Below are 21,488 nucleotides of genomic sequence, written 5' to 3' on the forward strand. Positions count from 1 at the left end.
CTTTTTAAGGATACTTAAAAATTACAGATGAGGATATCGGTACGCTATATGGAAATACCCAATACACATAATACTCAGGCCTACCGTGCCCGCCCTGAACCCGGACAACTAGTCGAAGTCAGGAGGCGTCAATGGGTTGTTGCAGAAGTCGTCTCATCTATACTTACACCAACTTCAATGCAACAGAATTTGGTTACCCTCTCATCTATTGATGAGGATGGTCTCGGGGAAGAGCTGGAGGTTATCTGGGAGATTGAGCCCGGCGCTCAAATCATTGAGCGTGCAGGCTTGCCTTCGATCACAGGCCAGGATGACTCGGATACCCTTGAAGCCTTCCTGGATGCAGTGCGATGGGGTGCCGCCACCAATGCTGACCGAGGGTTTCTGCAGGCGCCGTTCCGGAGCGGAGTCAGCATTGAGGACTTTCAACTTGATCCTCTTGTGCGCGCCATTGATATGGCGCGTGTTAACCTACTTATCGCTGACGACGTCGGTTTGGGTAAGACCATTGAGGCGGGTCTAGTTATTCAGGAAATGCTCCTGCGCCATCGAGCGAGGACCGTTTTAATCATTTGCCCAGCGTCGCTGCAAGAGAAGTGGCGCGTCGAGATGCTGGAAAAATTCGGCCTAGAGTTCCGAGTCGTCGACACGGCCTACATCAAGCAATTGCGTCGAGAGCGTGGAATCCACGCCAGCCCATGGACGTCGCATCCGCGCTTGATCGCTTCCATGGACTGGGTCAAAAGCGGTGAAGGGCTGCGCGCCATGCGCGACGTTCTGCCTGCGCATACAAGCTACCCGCGCAAGTTCGACATGCTGGTCGTCGACGAAGCGCACAACATCGCGCCCGCCGCTGGGGCGAATTACGCACTGGAGAGCCAGCGCACGCGCTTCATTCGCTCCATCAGTCCACACTTTCAGCATCGCCTGTTTCTTACAGCCACTCCCCACAACGGCTATACCGAATCCTTCACATCGCTGTTGGAGTTATTGGACGACCAGCGTTTCGCCCGCAACATCCTGCCGGATGAAAAGCAATTGAGTCAGGTGATGATCCGCCGCCTAAAAAGCGATCTGGTCGATGCAGAAGGTAAGCCGATCTATGCGCAGCGCAAGTTGCAATCGCTGCTGGCCTCATACTCTGCACAAGAGCGTGCTATTCACCAAAAGCTGAACGACTACTGCGCGAGCCGCGAGCAGGATGCCAAAAAGGTTGGCAATGCGTTCGGAACATCATTCGTTAACCAGCTGCTCAAGAAGCGACTCTTTTCTTCACCCGCCGCGTTCGCATCCACATTGGAAAAGCACATAGCCAGCCTGGCTAATGGCAGCCAACGCAAAGATAAAGATGCAATGGCCGAGCGTATTTTACGCAAAGCCATCTTACGGGTTGAGGAAGACTATGCAGATGACCACGAGGTCGAAAACGCCCAATCCGAAGCCGTTGAAGAAGCTTCGCGCCGTGCGCAACCGCTGACAGCGGAGCAGAAACAAATGCTGAGCGAACTGCGGTCGTGGGCACAGACGGCCAAGAACCAGGTCGATGCCAAAGCCAAGGCTGTCCTTGATTGGCTCGCTACCAATCTCAAGACTGATGGCCAGTGGAATGATCGTAGGGTCATATTGTTCACGGAGTATCGCACCACCCATCAGTGGATGCACGAAAACCTTGCCAGCCACGGTTTCGGTGGTGATCGATTGGCCATCCTCCATGGTGGCATGCCGCAGGACGCGCGCGAGAAGGTCAAAGCGGCCTTCCAGACTTCGCCCAAAGATTCAGCAGTGCGTATTCTGCTGGCCACCGATGCCGCGTCCGAAGGTATCGACTTGCAGAACCACTGTAACTGCCTCATCCATCTGGAAATCCCTTACAATCCTAATGTAATGGAGCAGCGCAACGGTCGTATCGACCGTCACGGTCAGCGGCAAAAGGAAGTATTGATTTGGCACCCCGTCGACGGCGGCGAACAGGGTAAAGCAACTGTTGGTGGCCACGGCGACGACATCATCCGAGCGCTGCGCAAACTCGAATCCATGCGGGCAGACATGGGTAGCGTTAACCCTGTCATTGCGCCGCAAATGTCGGGTTTGATTGAAGGCTCACTTAAAGACCTCGACACCCGTCTCGCCGAAGCCAAGATCGCCAAAGCTAGACGCTTTGTACGCGCCGAGCGCGAACTGAAAGACCGGGTCGCCAAGCTGCACGAACGACTTCTGACCACACAGCAGGATTTCCACCTCACACCAGAGCACATCTTGATGGCGGTCAAGACGGGCCTTGTGTTGGCAGGCCGACCACCGCTTGAGCCCTTTCACTTGGCTGATGTTCCAGCAGGAACTGTATTCAAGATGCCCGCGTTGTCGGGCTCGTGGGCTCGCTGCCTTGAGGGACTGCGTCACCCCCACACACTGCAAATCCGGCCTATCACCTTCGATCACGCTGTCGCCACCGGGCGTGACGACGTGGTGCTGGTTCACCTGAACCACCGACTGGTGCAGATGTGCTTGCGTTTGCTACGCGCCGAGGTCTGGGCACAAGACGACGTGAAGAAGCTGCACCGCGTCACCGTGCGTTCGGTGCCTGATGCGCTGATTGACGGACCTGCCGTGGTCGTTATATCGCGACTGGTCGTCACCGGTGGTAATCATCATCGCCTTCATGAAGAACTGACGGTGGCCGGCGGTTATCTGGGCGACAAATCTTTTCGCCGCGAAGATGGCGTCACCAAAGTTCAGCAATGGCTTGATCAGGCCAAGCCAATTAAAGCTGAAGACTCTATGTTTGATGCCGTCCGTGTGCGTTTCGATCGTGCGCAAAGCTCCATCTTGCAAACGGTTGATGCTCGATCGAAGGATCGCTTGAAGTTTCTCACCAACACTCTGCAGTCACGCAAGCAACAGGAAGTGCAAGATATCAGCGCTGTTCTGGATGAGCTGGAAAAAGCTATCCGGACCGAGCTGAATAAAGATCAACAACCCTCACAGCTTTCCTTGTTCTCAGAAGATGAGCGAGCGCAGCTTAGGCGAGATACCGTCGCACTGGAAACGCGCCTTGCTCGTATTCCGGCAGAGCGCCAGCAGGAGGCTGAAGCAATCGAAACTCGCTACGCCAAACTCAATGATCGTACTTTCCCGGTTGCTGTGATTTTTCTGGTGCCAGAATTCTTTATTCAGGGGGGTGCCGCATGAGTTACGACAATTATCACGATTGGCTATCGCTAATCGAAATCTCCGGTCCTTTCCTCGCCGTTCCCGTTCTGAAAGAAGCCTTTCCACAAGGCTGGAAGAACTTGATGCCACCAAGCGCAAACGTCTGCGCCAAGCCTACGAGGAATGGCGCGAAGCGCTAGAGCTTGAAGACGCACAATTCGCTGAGTTGCACGTGGCCTGGATCGACGAGGTGCTGTCCCGTGGCCTTGAGCTTGATGAAGATGGCAAAGGTGACGTGCTCAAGCGCGCCGACTGGTGCGCCTCTAACCTCAAAGCCAACTTACCCGAACACGGCGTGACTCTGTCGCCTGATCTTGCAGTAGTCGACGAGCAACGCGCTAACAAGCCATTGCTGCTGATCCAAACCTATGCGCAGCATATCGATCTTGATGCCACCCTAAAGCAAGACGGCTGGGCCGCCACGCCTGCCGATCGCATGGTTCAGTTGTGCCGCTCACTCGGTTGTCGACTTGGCCTTGTGACCAACGGCGAGCGTTGGATGCTGGTAGATGCCCCGGTGGGTGCCGTCACCACTTTTGCCAGTTGGTATGCCCGCATCTGGAGCCAAGAGCCCATCACCCTGCAGGCATTCGTGCACCTGCTCGGCATTCGTCGTTTCTTTGTCGATGAATCCGAACAACTGCCCGAACTGTTCGATCGCTCCCTGAAGTTTCAGGATGAGGTCACCGACGCCCTTGGAGAGCAAGTCCGCCGCGCCGTCGAAGTTTTGGTTCAAACCCTTGATAAAGCCGACCAAGACCGCAATCGAGAGCTGCTGCACGACGTCAAAGAAACTGAGTTGTATGAGGCCGCGCTGACGGTAATGATGCGCTTGGTGTTTCTGCTCTCTGCCGAGGAGCGAGGCCTGCTGTTGATGGGCGACGAGCGCTACGAAGCCAACTACGCGCTCTCCACCTTGCGTATGCAGTTGCGTAAAGAGTCCGAGGAAATTCTGGAGCGCCGCTGGGATGCCTGGTCGCGCCTGCTGGCGATCTTCCGCGCCGTATTCGGCGGTATTGAGCACGAAAATATCCGGCTGCCTGCGCTGGGCGGCTCACTGTTTGACCCTGATCGCTTCGCCTTCCTTGAGGGAAGGGCCAAGGGTTCGAACTGGCGCATAGATGCTTCCACACCACTGCCCATTGACAATCGCACTGTGCTGTTGCTGTTGGAGGCTATTCAGCAATTCCAAGGGCGCACTTTGTCATATCGTGCGCTGGATGTTGAACAGATCGGCTATGTGTACGAAGGTCTGCTTGAGCGCACAGTCAAACGTACCGATGACGTTACCCTGGAACTGGATGCCACCAAGGGGGCTAAATCACCTTGGGTCAAGCTGGCCGAGTTAGATTCGGCTCGTTTGGATGGTGCTGAGCAGTTGGCTGGGGTATTGAAAGAGCGTTCAGGAAGCAAAGTAACTAAGATCAAAACCACTTTAAATAAAACTATCGACGACACGTTGGCGGATCGCCTGCTAACCGCTTGCCAAGGCGATACCAAGCTGCGTGACCACGTCAAACCCTACGCTCATCTACTTCGGACCGATCCATGGGGCTACCCGCTGGTCTATCCCACTGGTGCTTTTATCGTCACCACCGGTTCCGACAGGCGTGAAACCGGTACCCACTACACTCCGAAATCCCTGACCGAAGCCATCGTCACAGAGACGCTTACGCCAGTGGCTTATGTTGGTCCTGCTGAAGGAACTCCACGCGAGCAATGGGCACTGAAATCACCCGCCGAACTACTCGACCTCAAGATTTGCGACCCAGCCATGGGCTCGGGTGCATTCCTGGTGCAAGTATGCCGCTGGCTGTCTGAACGCCTAGTCGAAGCGTGGTCACAGGTCGAGGCTACGGGCAAAACCGTGAGCGTAGATGGTGAAGTTCTGGAAGCAGGAGCTGCCAAAGAACCCCTGCCTTGCGACAGCGAAGCCCGAACGGTGATCGCGCGTCGACTAATCGCCGAGCGTTGTCTGTACGGCGTAGATCTGAACCCGCTGGCGGTCGAACTCGCCAAACTCTCGATCTGGTTGATAACGCTGGCCAAAGGCCGTCCGTTTGGCTTTCTTGATCATAACTTGCGCTGCGGCGACAGCTTACTCGGGATTCATCGACTGGATCAGTTAACTGAGCTCACGATGTCGCCAACAGGTAAAGGTCAGCAGCGTTTGTTTGGGCAAAATATCGAGAATGCGGTTAAAACAGCGATTGAGTTGCGACAGCAGTTACGTGCCGTGCCGATCAGAGATATTCGTGATGTAGAAGCTATGGCACGACTGGATGCCGAATCCCGTACTCGTCTTGAAGTTCCCGAGTGGATTGCCGATGCGTTTATTGGAGACGTATTGGCTTCCGGGGGCAATGTGTCTGCAATCGAGAACGATCTTGCGTCGCTCACCATTCTGGCAGGCCAGGCAGTTGATGGAAGCATTGAAGCAACTCAATCAATTGCGAATCGTATTTGCCGTACTTTGTTTAACGACTTGACGCCTGAACAGTCACGCCGTCGTCCTTTTCATTGGCCATTGGAATTCCCTGAGGTGTTCGTAAGTGAGCGCTCAGGTTTCGATGTGTTCGTGGGAAACCCGCCATTTATCGGCAATCGTCTCTGGAAAGGAACGCTTGGCGATAAATTGCAATGGCAATGTCAAATGATCCTTGGTTCTCCGCCAGGGAAAGTGGATTTGTGTGTCGTTTTCCATCGCCGAGCAGTTGATCTGATTCGTCAAGAGGGCTGTTACGGCTTACTCGCCACAAGCAACATAGCTGAGGGCAGTGCAATCACGGTAGGCCTTGGCGTTGTTGCACAGCAAGGTGAGATCTACTTCGCCCGCAAAGCCATGCCATGGCCCGGAACTGCTGCCGTAGACATTGCCATTGTGTGTTTCCGTAAGGGCGACTGGAACGGAGTACGAAATGCAGATGGCGCTGATTGCCCTCGCATCGGCTCACGGCTTGAGCCGGAATTTGGTGACGTGTGGGAGCCAAAGAAGCTTCCGAACGGTATGTTTTCATTCGCCGGGGTCGATAACAGCAAAGGACTTGCATTTGTAATAACTAGCGAAAGTCCTTGGTTTGAGCGCTTGAGAAGCGAGACCAACTCCTTGCTTCGGCCATACATAACAGGGGACGACATCACAAGCTCGGCCCTCAACCGGATTGAACGGTGGGCTCTCGACATTGCAGATCGCAATTTGGATGAAGTTCGAAGCACTTGGCCAGAGGCTTATCTCTTTTTGATGGAAGAAGGTCTTCCAACCCGCACTATTGCGGCACTCAAGAGCTACAAAGGGCTAGTTGATCGGTGGTGGCAATTCTGGAATCACCGTGCAGAGTTGATGCGACGACTTCGCAGGCAGGAAACCTTCGTCGCGTTCTCAAAGGTTACAAAGTATCCGATATGCATGCCCGCGCCTTCTGATTGGATTTACACGAATCAGGTCTTGCTAATTGAGGAGAGTCGCCAGATATTTATACAATCTGCCTAAGCAGTTTCTTCAGGGGGTGGCTCCAGGCATTCTCTGGTGGGAAGCTTGAGGGACGGCTTCGGCTTTCTATTACCGAATCAGTTAGCAAATATCCGTTGCCGACACTTGAGGTTTCGGATGAGGGGAAATCTGCCGCAGCTGTCTTCAATAAGTTGGCAGTCCAGTACAGCTCCGAAAATAAATGCGGGCTTACTGATGTCATGAATGCGGTGCATACCCCCACCAATATCGACACCATAGCTGTTGAGTTAAGGAATCTACTGGCTACCGTTGATGCTCAAGTTGCTGCGGCTTATGGCTGGACGGATATTAAAATCACCTATGACTTTCGGGAATTTGCCGGAGGCTCTGTTAATGATCCTTGGCGTTGGGCACTATCGGAAGTCGTAACCGCTGAGCTGATGCATCGTCTAACGGTTTTAAACCGCCAGCGCTTTGAGAAATTTTCGCAGGCGCAGGCCGCTGCACCTGGTCCAGCCAAACGCGGACGCCGTTCGAAAGCTGCATCACCTGTACCTCAAAAGGATTTATTTTCCGGAGATAATGGATGACCGCGCTGTCTGCCGACCGCCCGAGCTCCAATCCCCAAGACGATCTATTTGGGCATGCTCCTTTTGCCGAAAGCCTTGCCAATAGTATTTGTCGCTACCCGGGCAATGATGGCTTGGTGCTGGCTCTCTATGGTCCTTGGGGGTCGGGTAAGTCCACGGTACTGAGCTATGTGCGACACTTCCTGGAGCATCGATCCGAGACTGAACAGCTCATAATTGTGACTTTCAATCCTTGGTGGTTCTCTGGACAAGAAAACCTCGCTCGTGCTTTTCTTGGTCAACTACAGGCTGTACTGCCCGCCAAAAGCGAGAAGTTCAAAAAACTGGGAGAACTGTTGGGTGATTTTGCCGAGGGCGTTGGTGGACTAATCGACTTAAGTGGCATGACCGGTGGCGCAGGAAGTAAGATCGGAAAACTGGTCGGGATGGTTACCAGGAGTAAGCCTAAAGACGTTCCCGCTCTTAAGTCTAAAATCAGCTCAATATTGCGGGAGGCTGGGAGGCGAATTTTGGTTGTAGTCGATGATATTGACCGTCTTACTCCAGAAGAGACCCGTCAGCTATTTACTGTCATTAAGGCATTGGGTGACTTTCCCAATGTAGTCTACCTGCTCGCCTTCGATCGTGAAGTCGCCGCGCAGGCTATTGAGCAACAAAGTGGTATGCCTGGCGAGCGGTATCTGGAGAAGATTATTCAGGTACCGTTTGAGTTACCCCCAGTCGACCGAGTGGCTCTACGGGCCGCTTTGTTCAAACGCCTTGATGAGATTCTCGGTGACACCCCAGACGGTCTTTTCGATCAGTCCTATTGGACGAATGTCTTCCACGACGGCATTGATCCTCTGATTCAGGTGCCGCGTGATGTCGTCCGTTTCACGAATACATTGTCAGTAACCTATCCAGCGGTACGTGGAGAGGTTAATCCAGTGGATTTCATTGCACTTGAGGCACTTCGTGTTTTCCTGCCCGGACTTTATGGCGTCATTCGCACAAATCAGGACCAGTTTTCTGGCCATACTCGTGAGAGCAGGTATGACGGTGATCAAAAGGCCAAAGCAGCCTTTCATGAACAATGGGCACAAGCACTACCAGAGCCGCTACGATCCAGCACAAGAGATCTACTTGAGCGCATTTTCCCGAAAGTTGGACAAATGGGCTACGGAGCCGATTGGTTGGCGCAATGGCGGAGGAGTTTGCGCGCCTGCCACCCCGACGTGTTTCCCACTTACTTTCGAATGACCGTTCCTCCTGGCGCTGTCCGACGCAGCGAAATGCTGGCGCTTTTGAGCTTGGCAGAAGCGCCTGCCGCATTGGGCGACGCGCTGATTCAAGCCACGAGCGAAAAACGCCCTGATGGTCTGTCAAAAGCACGAGCGCTACTTGAACGACTCATGGATCACGTTGAAGAGGACATCCCCGATACGCACATTCCGGTGTTCATCAATGTGCTCCTTGATATGGGCGACTCGCTTGTACTAGACAGTGATGAACACGGCTCCTTCGATTTTGGCAACGAATCACGCGTAACACGCGTGGTTTATCACCTTCTCAAACGCGTCGACCGAGCTCAGCGGCATGAGCTGCTCAAGACTGCGATAGACCAAGGGCGTGCCCTCGGAGTGCAGCGCTATTTGATCGCGGCACTCTCCGACGAGGTTAAAAAGTATGCGGGGAATGGCGAAGAGGCGTTCGTTGACACAACCACACTTGATGATCTGAAAGCCTGCTGGCTTTACGGCTTGAAAACCAAGCTTAGTCAGAGCGAATTGCTGGCGCATTCGCAACTGGTTCGTTTATTGGCGCATGGTGCCTCTGGGGCGATCCTGCCGAGGCAAGGTCATGGTGTGAAGCGGCAACTTCATCAAATGATGCTCTGCTGACATTCCTGCCGAAGTTCTGCTCGCAAACACGATCGCAGACGATGGGTGATTGGGCCGTGTGCCCTCAACCGCGCTTGAATCCGGCGTGGTTGGAGCGGTACTTGGATACGGAAGTCTGTGCGCAACGTTTGATAGACCTGCGAAAGTCGGACACGGTTCCAGACATAGCACGCGAAGCAGTGGATCAATTTTTGAAAGAATTCGAGATGCTCAAAGCGGGCATAAATCCTGATGGCGTTGGCGCGTTTGATGATTGATGGGGAGCATATGACAGATACATACAAAATGACGGTCGACCTGAACGTGCTTGATCACCTCGGGATCAACCTCTACAGCAACATCGCTGCGGTACTGACTGAGGCCGTCGCGAACGCCTGGGATGCTGATGCCGAGACCGTCGACATAAAGATTGATCCGGACGGCAATTGGATTGAGATCGTCGATGACGGCATCGGTATGTCGGTCGACGATATGAACGGTAAGTACCTGCGAGTCGGTTACCGGCGGCGTGATGAAGATGTCGAGCATGGCAAGACGACCGCTAAGGGGCGACCGGTGATGGGACGCAAAGGGCTGGGGAAACTCTCGCTATTCTCGATCGCCAACGTCATTGAGGTCGAGTCTGCCAAAGATGGCGAAGCACATGGCCTTCGTATGACCGTGGATGGAATCCACGAATCCGTCCAGAAAAAGGAGCCGTTCTACAGTCCGGAATCCTTACCTACTGAAAAAATCCGTGTGTCGCAGGGCACACGGATTGTTTTGCACGACATCAAACGGCAGCGGCTAGGGCGTGGAGCGGCGGCCTTACGCAAGCGTCTGGCTCGCCGCTTCTCCGTGATCGGGGAGGCGCATGGATTCAAAATAGATCTGGATGGGAAGGCCATCACGTCGTCTGATCGTGGTGACTTGCCGATGGTCCAGTTTCTCTGGCAATTTGGTGATGACCCGCTCGACCTGACTCCCGCTACCCAACTGCTGGAGCAGGAATCGCTCCCGAATCGTTTTGATACATGGGACACCGGATGGAAGGTTAGCGGCTGGATCGGCACTGCTAGATTTCCGAAGCAACTCGACAGTGAGGATGCCGGTAACCTCAACGGCATTGTCGTGTTCGCTCGCGGTCGGCTATTCCATGAAAATATCCTCGACAAACTGAATGATGGCCGACTCTATACCAAATACCTCACCGGGCAGATCGAAGCGGATTTTCTTGACGCCGATGACGCGCCAGATATCGCCACCAGCGATCGCCAACGTGTTCAGGAGGATGACCCCAGATATGGGCAGCTAATCGCGTTCCTGAAATCACGTCTGACGCAGGTCGAGAAGCGCTGGACGGAGTGGCGCAAGAAACATGAGGTCGAGAAAGCCAAAGAGACTTCGCCCGCACTCGCAGAATGGCTTGATACGCTACCCGATGGTTACAAAAAAAGCGCTGAGACGTTGATTGCCAAACTTAGTGCGCTACCGGTGGATGAGGAAGAAGACAGGAAACTCATGTATCGGCATGGGATTTTGGCCTTTGAGCGAATGAAGCTTCGTGGGTCTACCGAGGAATTTGTTACCAGTATTGAAAGTGCAGAACGATTATTGGCGGTCCTTGCCGATAGAGATTCACTGGAAGCTTCTCTCTACAGGGATATAGTTAAATCGCGTCTTGATGCGATTCGCGACTTCCAGAACATTGTTGATGCGGACGCAAAAGAGCGAGTGCTACAACAATATTTGTTTGACCACCTTTGGTTGTTAGATCCCGCGTGGGAAAGGGCAACAGATAGCCCAATCATGGAATCGCGTCTGCTAGAAGCCGGAGTGATAATTGATGACATGACCGAAAAAGAACGCTTAGGTCGCGTTGACATAGCATATAGAACCAATGCGGGCAAGCACGTCATCGTCGAACTCAAGAAAGTTGGCCGCAAGATGGGCCTGCTCGAACTGGTCGAGCAAGGTCAAACCTATGTTGATAAATTGACAAAGATTTTACGAGAGCAAAATCAGTCAACCCCTGATATAGAGGTGATTTTTGTGTTGGGCAAGACGGTGGATGAGGAGTCGTCTAATCCTGAGCGCCTGAAGTCGTCAATGACCTCCATCTCTCCAGGCAGTCGCATCGTTCACTACGATACTCTAATTCATGGTGCCCAAGAAGCGTATTCTGGGTACATCGAAAAGAGTAAATCACTCGACAAACTTGAAAAAATCGTAGATAGAATTTAGGGAAATCAGCGTATGACAACAACAACCAATGCATGGATCATTGTTGATCTGGATCCCGCTGCTAATCACACTCTGGTGCCTTATACACTACGATTGAAAGGCGAGCGTTCACTTTATCAAGCCATCGTCGAGGACGACTGGGTGTTGGTGCTGAACACTGCTGGGAATATTACGCGGGTTGGGCGGGTACTGAGGGTTAGGTCTGATCTGGATGCTACCACGATCTACTTCGACCGCATGTTGTTGGTCGAACCAGCGGTTTCGATTGGTCTAACATCGTTCACTCCGCCATCCACCGGCAGTGTCGGACGTGTCCAATGGACTGATTTTCTGGAGGCTCTTCCTAAGGCATTGCACAAGACTATCGCCGAAGTGCCAGCCATTGAGGATCAGGCATATATCCGCGAGCTAATGCAGTTGGCCGTGATGGATGATTTGCTGGGGCCAGCTGGTGGCCCCAATGAACGTATTGTAGATATGGGAGTGCGCGACCGCTACTTGGTTGGCAAACTGGCCCCACGTGAGGCCGCCCAAGGGGGTATTGAGGGGCTGGATGGACCATTAGCCAACGAGGATGCAGAAGAGCCCACCGAACCCAAAGCACCTGGACGGCATGAGCCAGGTGCAGAATTTGGAACAGCTACGGGACGCGTAGAGCCAGAGTCGGATTCGGGTGATGAGATTGATGCTGCCAGCAATCAGTCCCTGGTGCCCAGCAGTTTAGGCATGACGTTTTGTGTGGATGGTGACGCCGATAAAATTGAGATTGAGGCGCGCTGGGGTCGTTATGAGCGTGTTCCCAACAGTGATCATGAATTACTTAAATCCAATGGTCAGAAGGCTAAAGTGTGGCAGCGCATTCCCTGTGGCGGCAAAATTGTATTACCGCTAACAGAAGGAATTATTTCGCATCAGGCTCCTGATAAAGCGTTTCCTGAAGTGCGTGTACAGGGTTCTGTGCGAGCCAAGAATACCAATGGCGATCGACTGGTTACCTTGTTCTTGGTGAATGCACAAGAAGAGCCGGACACCAACCGTGATACGGCGTGGGTATTCCAGCCGGAGCTTATCGTGCGCTCGGAGAAAGAAGCCGCCAAGCGCGCTATCTTCCGCCGCCGGCCAGTACTTGACGCAGACGGTATGGACCCAGAGCGCGAAGCGCTGGAGATGATCTACCGTAATCGCGTGGAATTTGCCGTGGGCCATGGTGTTGCTGTCCATGCCGAAACCGCAGACGATGTGACGCTGGCGACCGAAGTGCGTACCACGGTTATGCCACAGTACGAAGTGCAGGTCACCGAAACGCCGGGCCTTGATCCAAGCGATCGCTCAGCGATGCGTGAGATGGTTAGCAGTGGCCTGCTTGATATGCGGCGCCTAGCGACATTGGAAATCGATCCCCTGGTCGACGCCTTGAGTATGCTAACCAAGGACTACGCCGCGTGGATAGATGAACAGCGCGCTCGGGTAGGTTCCGAAATCACTGGCTACGATACCCAATCGCAACAAGCGATGGACAGCTGCCAGGAGATCCATACACGTTTGCAGCAAGGGGTTGATACGCTAAAGAATGACGAAAAAGCGCTGGCGGCATTTCGGTTCGCCAACCAAGCCATGGCGACGCAACGCGTGCGTAGTCAATATGCACTGGCCATGCGCCGAGGTGAAGATGTCACTATTGATCAGTTCGATGTACTAAAAAATCGTAGTTGGCGTCCATTCCAGTTGGCGTTTCTTCTGCTTTCAATTCCATCGTTGGCCGACCCGAGTCATCCAGATCGAGTTCAGCCATTGAAGCCTATGCCGATTTGCTGTGGTTCCCAACGGGTGGTGGTAAAACGGAAGCCTATTTGGGTGTTGCAGCATTCACCATGGCTATTCGACGTATGCAGGGCAACTTGGGTGGCTATGATAGTTCTCGCGGTTTGGCCGTGATTATGCGCTACACGCTGCGCTTGCTGACCTTGCAGCAATTTCAGCGTGCAACCGCATTGATCTGCGCGATGGAGGTAATCCGCCGTGAAGCGTTGGATCAATGCGATAAATCCCTCGGCACGGAACCGTTCACCATTGGCCTATGGGTTGGCAACAAGGTTACACCGGGGACGACTGAGGACAGCCATCGAGCGATTGAAGATGTACGCAACCCCGGTAAATACAATGCCGGTGCAGCATCACCTGCACAGCTCACCAGTTGCCCATGGTGTGGTTCAGAAGTGGCGCCAGGGCGAGACGTTGAGGTTTATAAGGCGCGCGGGCGAACGTTTGTCTATTGTGGCGACAAAAAAGGTCGCTGTGACTTTTCGAAGGGTAAATCTAGCAAGCAGTCTCATCCAGGTCTTCCCGTACTGGTGGTGGACGAAGAAATGTATCACCGCCCCCCCACCATGATGATTGCTACCGTAGACAAGTTCGCCATGATGGCTTGGCGCGGACAGGTGCGCACGCTGTTTGGACGCGTGGGTCAGGAATGTGAGCGCCACGGCCTACTTTGGCAAGGTGCCGATTGCAATGGTAATCACCAAGCCGGCAAGGGGCTTCCTTCCTCGAAGGTAAAGGTCATTCATCCGATACGCCCACCCGATTTGATCATTCAGGATGAGTTTCACCTTATCAGTGGACCACTGGGCACTATGGTGGGTTTGTATGAGACAGCTGTGGATGAACTGTCCGGCTGGACGCTTGATGGTAAGACGGTTAAGCCGAAGATCATTGCCTCCACAGCAACTGTGCGCAAGGCCAAGGAGCAAGTGAATAATGTCTTCATGCGACGAGTTTCGGTGTTTCCACCGCACGGTCTGGATGTGGAAGATAATTTTTTCTCGGTGCAACGTCCAATCGAAGACAAACCGGGCCGTCGTTACCTCGGCGTGTGTTCACCCGGTAGCTCGCGTCCGGCGATGCTAATCCGCGTCTACACCGCATTCCTGACAGCGGCACAGGAACTATTCGATCACTTTGGTGAGCCTGCTGACCCTTACATGACTATGGTCGGCTACTTCAACTCTCTGCGTGAATTGGGAGGCATGAAACGCTTGGCAGAGGACGATGTACAGACACGTTCCTACCGCGTTCAGATGAGTATGGTGGAGCGACCTGCGTTAGCGCAACGCAGCGTGAGCAACATTCGAGAGCTGACCTCGCGGGTCTCCAGCCAAGACATCCCCAAATATCTTGACAACTTAGAGGTGAAGTTTAAATCTGAGTTTGACACTGTCGCCGGAAAATACGTAACTAAGTGGCAAGACGGGGACACTCGCGCCATTGATGTGGTGCTGGCAACCAATATGTTGTCTGTTGGGGTCGATGTAAATCGACTTGGCCTTATGGCCGTGAACGGGCAACCCAAGGGAACCGCTGAATACATTCAGGCTACCAGCCGTGTTGGGCGTTCTTTCCCGGGCTTGGTCTGCACGGTGCTCACATGGGCAAGACCGCGAGACCTATCGCATTACGAAACCTTCGAGCACTACCATGCCACGTTCTACAAACATGTCGAAGCACAATCGGTAACGCCATTCTCGCCTCGGGCGATGGACCGTGGTTTGACAGGCGCGATGCTGAGTTTGATGCGCCTTGAGAACGATGTGTTCAGCGCAAACGAAGGCGCTGGCCAACTAAGTATGTCCAACCAGGCCGAGATGACGCATGCCATCAAGGTATTGGCGAATCGCGCGGGGAACGTTGCCGAAGATAACTCACGTAAGCAGTTAGCTGAGACTGAACTGAAAGAGCGCGCCGACGAATGGGCGAAAGAAGTCAGCAAGGGTGGACGGATCTTAGCTTATGAGAAGCGTGGGCCTGAGAAAGACAAGACTGTTGCGTTGATAAAGTCGCCAGGGATTCAAGCATGGGACAACTGGACCGTGCCGATGTCGATGCGGGAAGTAGAGCCTGGCGTGCGCCTGATTATGAACACGAGCCATATCACGGACGATCACGATTGGAAGCCTCGTCCCGCAACAAAGGATGAGGATTGAATATGATCATCAATGATAAAACGCCAGTCGGCGAAGTACGCCCAAGCCAGTTATTGTGGACTTATGGCCAGGTGCCTTGATCGACCTGCCGAGCCTTTCTGTGGTGACGCTTGGTATTGATAGATGGGAAAAGGATCGATGCCAGCCAATTCAAGAGGCGCGACTGCTGGCCGCAGTTCGTAAAGTGCTGGGGGCACAGGTCGAGAATCTGCGGATGCCGCCTTTTCAGAAAAGCGACCTTGTCGACCCATGGTCGGCTGAGGCTAACATTGGCGTGCCTGTGAGACCTTTCCCGCGCTGGATGCGTTGCGTTAAGTGCGGTTTGCTATCGCCCTTTGATGCGGGTCTGTTCGAGATCAAAGAGAACCGCTTCAGACCTGAGCGAACTCGCTTTGTGCACAAAGGTTGTCGTGGTTCTAAAGGTGATCAACCAGCCAAAGATGCAGATGCCGTTCCTGCTCGATTCTTATTGGCTTGCCGCGATGGCCACCTTGATGATTTCCCTTGGCACTACTTCGTCCATGGTGGTAACAGTTCGTGCAAGGGTACGTTGCGCTTTTTCGAGAGCGGCGCATCGCTACAAACCGAAAATCTTTGGGTGAAGTGTGATGCTTGCGGGGCATCCCGAAGTATGGCGCACGCCTTTGGTAAAGCTGGAAAAGAGAACCTACCGGGTTGTCGAGGGCGCCATCCACATCTGGATCACTTCGACCATGAATGCGATGAGGAAGCCCGCGCGGTTCTTTTGGGAGCCACGAACAGCTGGTTCCCAATCACTCTCTCGGCTCTAGCAATTCCACAAACGAAAGACCCTTTAAGTCAATTGATACAGGATGGCTGGGAGTTTTTCGAAGATTTGGAATCTGAAGCCGAAGTGTCGGTGACGGTGAAAACCTTGAAGAAAACCGTGGCACTGCCAGGTATCGACAAGTATCCAGCAGCGTCGATTTGGTCGGCCATTGAAGCGCACCGTAAAGGCGACGGACAGGAGGTCGTTGGTGAAGCTGATATCAAAGGGCCTGAGTGGGGCGTGCTGACCGAAGCTAACCCACCCACGGACTACCCGCACTTTATGAGCAAAAAAGTCGGTACTCCAGCAGGATTCAACGGCCATATCAGTCGTGTTCTACTCCTTGAGCGCTTGCGCGAAGTGAATGCCCTTTTGGGCTTCACTCGGGTCGAAGCACCTGAAGAGTCAGGAGACCCGAATGAACGCCCCCAAATGGCCAGCCTGTCGCGAAGCAAGCCAGACTGGGTACCTGCCAATCAGGTTCACGGCGAAGGAATCTTCGTGCAGTTTGACGAAGCTGCACTCGTCAAATGGGAGGCATTGGATGGCGTGAAAAAGGTCGACCAGATGCTCCGTGGTGGTCACAAAGGGTGGCGCAATTCTCGTCATCTCGACCCGAATGAAGGCTACCCCGGTATTCGTTATGCGATGCTGCATACTCTATCTCATCTTCTGATTCGGGAGTTGGCGCTTGAATGCGGATACAACGCCGCGAGCATTCGTGAACGCATCTATGCCGACACATTGGGCGATAGCCCGCAGGCAGGTATCCTCATCTATACCGCAGCAGCAGATTCCGATGGCACGCTAGGCGGCCTTGTTGACCTTGGAAAACCAGAAAACCTTGGTCGCCTTCTGCAGCAAGCACTGAATCGATCGAAGATCTGCTCATCCGATCCACTCTGCTCGGAACATGACCCTGAAAAAGATCGCTCATTGCATGGCGCTGCTTGCCACGCATGCTCTTTGGTGGCTGAGACATCTTGCGAGAGAGGTAATCGCTATTTGGATCGATCGTTACTCTTACCGACACTAGAGCGCGCTGACGCTGCTTTCTTCAATGGTTTCTGATATGAATGAACTCTTGGATGCCATTGCAGCCTTGGTCTCTTTGGTTTCTCCTGAAAAGGTACAAGCCGTAGCAGTGGCTGCTCGTCGTACCGAAGCCAGCAAGGCTGTGACGGCGTTATCATGCATAGTCGGAACCCCGGTAGCGGGTGCAGTGGTTGAGCAACTTGCGGCAGCTTGGAAAAAAACAAGGGTAGGTCCAGACGAACTGGCATCAATGCTTCTCGCTGCCAGCCACGTTTACACTAAAGCAGCCTCTGTACAATCCACTGAGCTTGTGTGGACTGGACCGACTACACCTTTCGTATCGGCTCGACGTACAGAGCAAGCACTTCTACAGGTTATCAACTCTGCTGAGAAGAATCTGTTCATCACTAGCTTCGTGGCCTACGATGTGTCAACGATCGTTAAAGCATTGAACGCAGCAAATGATCGCGGAGTTATCATATCAATGCTGCTTGAGTTGTCCCAAGCTAACGGTGGTAGCATTACCTTCGATGCTATAGCTAAGATGAGGATACTGGTTCCATCCGCAAATATGTATGTTTGGAGAGACAAGACCGATCCGTTTTCCGATGGTAGGGTCCATGCTAAAGTGGCAGTTGCTGATGCACAATCATGCTTTATCACAAGCGCTAATCTTACGGGTCATGCTATGGAAAAAAATATGGAAGCGGGTGTAATTATTGAAGGGGGAAGTATACCTGTAACCCTCAAAAACCACCTGGAAGCACTTATCTCGACAAGGATCGTAGTCCAAGTGTAAGTGACTATTATCTTACTATCGGTTAGCAATATAATTAGCTGTGAAGATTTTGAAGCGTGCAGTTTACCTTGGTTCTAATCGACTTTAAATGAGTTGTCTTATAATGTAATCCCATTCTTAAATATTTAAAAATGAGCAAAGAAATTTAACATGTTTTTGATAGATGTGAGATGAATCTTTGCGTAAAATCACTAGCATTTAATTTAAGAATAAATGGAGATGGCTGGAGTGTGTAGTGAGAGTAATAAAGTTGCTTCAAGAGACTATATCTATTTGGGTAGTGCTGAAGAAGCAATAAACTACATTGACTCATTAGAAGGAAACTCGCTTAAGCCTGAGTCAATGATTACGCCCTTACTTCCTTCCATGAAAGATTTTTTAGAACTTATAGGATGTGAATCAAACTTGTTAGTATCTCTGATGCTATCAAGCCATAAACAAAATGAGCCAATGCCCTTTAGCCGAGCTACTATTTTTAAAATACCTAAATTTTTTAATGGATTAATGCCGCTTAGCAAAAAAACGCAACATAAATTTATTAGTTATTTTTTTGAAAAAATCCCTGATTATATAAGAAAAAAATCGGTCCGGTTTCCTAAGAATTTCAATGGTGGTGCAGCCGATGGGTGGCTTGGGTTGATTGATGGAATAAAAAACTCTAAACGTGGATTGGGTGAGTTTTCTTTTTTAATTCAGTTTATTATAGAGAGGATGGAAAAGGAGAGTGATTTGCTGATACATTTGTCAAATGCATCAATAAGTGAAGAAGATAGACGGAGTCTGTATTTTGAGACTTTGTCTAAAGAAACTCTCATTCAAAATGAAGTGATTGAAATTGTAAAAGTTCTTTCAGAAAATAAAAATATAAAATTTCCCACTGAAACTAAATCGTCAATGATCTGTAGTTTGAAACTTGATTTTTATTTTTCTTCCATTGCTTGCTTTGAAATTGGATTGCTTAATTCAATAAGATCAAGTTATCCAGAGATGGTTTATGCAAGACCTGATTGGTTTGTTGATGGATTAGTATGTAATTTTATTAGAGAATTACGATTTGATGGAAGTGATATTTATATTGACAGTCCATTTTCACTTTACTTGGATTGGTTGGCAGGGAATGATGGGCCGCTGGTTAGTAATTCACCTATAAGTATGGCTAAGCTATCTTCATTTATCCCACTGAAAAATGAAGAGGATACTATTAACGGATATGCTAAAATTGATAAGCAAAAAGATTTACTTAAGGATTGGAAAAAATCAAAATACCCCAGCCCCGAAAAATTTTATAAATTTGTTACTAATTTTAGTGAAGAGTTTTCGTGTGATCCGGCTTTGGTTGCTGATATAGGTTTTGTATCAATAATTTTAGATAAGCTTTTTTTGCAGTTGTTTTATGATCTAAGAGTTTTCAGGTCAGTTGAGAGTTACAAGATAATGGAAGAGTCTCTTCTGCGTTATAATGAGTACCGTGCTTATTTTGAAAATAAATACGCTGGTTTTATAGCTTAGATGGGGTAAGGCTTCAAAGCTTTACCCCATTTTTTTAAATTTTAAATTGTAAATTTACTGTTCGATAGCGAGGGAATTTTTACAGTAATATCCCGCTCTCCAGCAGTACTTACTATTGATTTTTTAAGAGCTACACGCTCATGGTCGTCACCATGCTGAATAAAAATATTTGGAGCTGTAATTTTACTTTCTCCTTTAAAGGTCCAAAAAATCCAACCAAGTAGACCTGTTTGATCAGCATGAGCTGAGTATCCGGAAACCGTAGATATCTTACACAAAATTTTCCGGTAAGGAATTTCAGTATTTGTATATTCTATATATATTTTTCCACGATGGCGTTTACGTTCGCTATTTTCAATATTTTTTAAAGAGTTAAATTCAGAAGCTATTGATTTAGGAGCGGCATACCCAACTAAGCCCAAAATATTTTTTTCATCACGTACTACTTTAGGTATCCAGTTAGTAACTGCACCACCATCACAACTTCCTGCGCTAGCAATAATTATACTAGGGTGATTTAATTTAATAGTAGCTCTATCTTCATGGGATTTTATTACTTTTACTCTTGGTTTCCAATTTTTGGCTATTGAATTTCCAAACTTATTGGCGAGTTCTGGAAATTTTGGTGAGGCTCCTAAGCAAATCCGAATAATATCAATAGCTCTGTCTACCTGAATTGGATCAGTATCATCAAGTTCGAACCAACGAAATATTTGTTTTCCCAGCCACATTTGCCTAGCCTTTTTTAGGTTTTTACCGAGAAAATCTGTTCGCTCAATAGCTTCTAAAATAATGGGTGTAAGCTTGTTGGCTGTTGGTGAGTCTAGTATTAAATCAATATCAGAATATTTATCTCGCTCACTGTTTAACACCCAGTGAAGATCAAACAGAAGATCTTGTATGCGCCCTAGTGAGAAGGATGGCAATAGAGTGGTGCTTTTTTTATCAACAATATGGTTACATATATCAGTTAGCTGCTGCCAGCGGAATTTAGGTGATAACTCTTCAATAGGTCTTTTTGTTCCTCCATAGGTTGATTCAATAACTGCATAGCTAAACTCACGAGGATGCATCATATGACGAATTATTGGCAAATTTTCCTCGTTTTCTAGTGAAGTACCTATATCACCAGAAAAAATAATACTCTTTTGTTCACCTGTGCCGACAGGACCCCAGTAAATACCAATTGCTACAGCACCTATGATGTGACTTGTTCGATAGAAGTTGATAAAAAGGTTTTTATCAACTGCATGTAAGTTACCACCAATCAATGATTTTCCACGAGGCTCGAACCAATTGATGCTGTTGATATCCTCGTTACTATAAGATGCACCTAACTTAACGGCATCAGCTAGCATTATTTTGGCAATCTCTGCAGTTTCATGTGTGCAGATAATTTTTCCTTTAAATCCTTTTTTGTATAACAGTGGGATTAGTCCACAGTGATCCATATGTGCGTGCGTTAATAACACAAATTTAAGTTCGGCAGGATCGAATGGCCAATCTATACCATTATTCCATACATCGGGATCACCTTCTCCTTGCTGAATGCCACAGTCGACAAGAAAGTTCCAACCATTTGATGCATCATGCATCCAAGTACATGACCCCGTAACCCTATCCAATGGACCAAGAAATTCAATATTCATATAACATCACCTCATCAATTTATTTACCTGATGGATTTTCCAGTGATGTTGCTTTGTCTAGTAGGGGGGTTGAGAGTCTAAGTTTTTGCTGAATTTGAAATACCACTCCATAAATTGAGAAGATCCTTGGCATGCTTGACTATGGAAGCTTGGAATAAGTCAGCCTCATGCGATGATGCCGACTGCGCACAGTTGAGGACATAGTGATAGATCAGCAATTGACATTCGTGGACAGCGAGTTATGCAATAACGCCGTCAGACTCGCAAGCAGCAGTTCCTGGACTGAATTGACAAGTTGATTCCATGGATGCGTCTCGAATCCTCATCAAGCCGACTGGCACATTGCAGAGCAGCCGGCACGACTGAAGGACT

General features: G+C 50.4%; 11 protein-coding genes. 10 read left to right on the forward strand and 1 reads right to left on the reverse strand.

What is annotated here, in order from left to right:
- Positions 1 to 48 precede the first annotated feature (48 nt).
- From drmD to LH51_RS01100, 10 genes are all read left to right on the forward strand, one after another.
- Positions 49 to 3,189: a DISARM system SNF2-like helicase DrmD gene (drmD, locus tag LH51_RS01060; RefSeq protein ID WP_036519056.1), complete on the forward strand. Its 3,141-nt coding sequence runs from the start codon at positions 49 to 51 to the stop codon at positions 3,187 to 3,189.
- A 19-nt stretch (positions 3,190 to 3,208) separates the two neighbouring features.
- Complete coding sequence (locus LH51_RS01065) at positions 3,209 to 6,700, forward strand: Eco57I restriction-modification methylase domain-containing protein (protein WP_200881821.1); 3,492 nt, start codon at positions 3,209 to 3,211, stop codon at positions 6,698 to 6,700.
- 95 nt (positions 6,701 to 6,795) lie between these two features.
- Positions 6,796 to 7,251: a hypothetical protein gene (locus LH51_RS01070; protein ID WP_036518957.1), complete on the forward strand. Its 456-nt coding sequence runs from the start codon at positions 6,796 to 6,798 to the stop codon at positions 7,249 to 7,251.
- Entirely contained in the window at positions 7,248 to 9,131 is a 1,884-nt protein-coding gene (locus LH51_RS01075; RefSeq protein ID WP_200881822.1) for a KAP family P-loop NTPase fold protein, read from the forward strand. The genes LH51_RS01070 and LH51_RS01075 overlap by 4 nt, the downstream gene beginning before the upstream one ends.
- Positions 9,132 to 9,232: 101 nt before the next feature.
- Positions 9,233 to 9,388 carry a hypothetical protein gene (locus LH51_RS21060; RefSeq protein WP_200881823.1) on the forward strand — a complete coding sequence of 52 codons (156 nt, stop codon included), beginning with the start codon at positions 9,233 to 9,235 and terminating at the stop codon, positions 9,386 to 9,388.
- Positions 9,381 to 11,354, forward strand: a complete 1,974-nt coding sequence (locus LH51_RS01080; protein WP_036518959.1) for a BbrUII/HgiDII family restriction enzyme — start codon at positions 9,381 to 9,383, stop codon at positions 11,352 to 11,354. The genes LH51_RS21060 and LH51_RS01080 overlap by 8 nt, the downstream gene beginning before the upstream one ends.
- 1,808 nt (positions 11,355 to 13,162) lie before the next feature.
- Complete coding sequence (gene drmA, locus LH51_RS21070) at positions 13,163 to 15,334, forward strand: DISARM system helicase DrmA (RefSeq protein ID WP_235263384.1); 2,172 nt, start codon at positions 13,163 to 13,165, stop codon at positions 15,332 to 15,334.
- Between the two features lie 55 nt (positions 15,335 to 15,389).
- The gene (gene drmB / locus LH51_RS01090) at positions 15,390 to 17,195 is read left to right on the forward strand and encodes a DUF1998 domain-containing protein (protein ID WP_268746504.1); all 1,806 of its coding nucleotides are present in this window, start codon (positions 15,390 to 15,392) and stop codon (positions 17,193 to 17,195) included.
- Between the two features lies 1 nt (position 17,196).
- Positions 17,197 to 17,958 (forward strand): DISARM system phospholipase D-like protein DrmC, encoded by a 762-nt coding sequence (gene drmC, locus LH51_RS01095; RefSeq protein WP_036518963.1) that lies wholly within the window; start codon positions 17,197 to 17,199, stop codon positions 17,956 to 17,958.
- A gap of 219 nt (positions 17,959 to 18,177) precedes the next feature.
- Positions 18,178 to 19,467, forward strand: a complete 1,290-nt coding sequence (locus LH51_RS01100; RefSeq protein WP_036518966.1) for a hypothetical protein — start codon at positions 18,178 to 18,180, stop codon at positions 19,465 to 19,467.
- Between the two features lie 41 nt (positions 19,468 to 19,508).
- Here the strand turns inward: LH51_RS01100 and LH51_RS01105 are convergent, their stop codons facing one another.
- Entirely contained in the window at positions 19,509 to 21,116 is a 1,608-nt protein-coding gene (locus LH51_RS01105; protein ID WP_081960604.1) for an MBL fold metallo-hydrolase, read from the reverse strand.
- Positions 21,117 to 21,488 lie beyond the last annotated feature (372 nt).

It is taken from the genome of Nitrincola sp. A-D6, assembly GCF_000764495.1.
GTDB lineage: Bacteria > Pseudomonadota > Gammaproteobacteria > Pseudomonadales > Balneatricaceae > Nitrincola.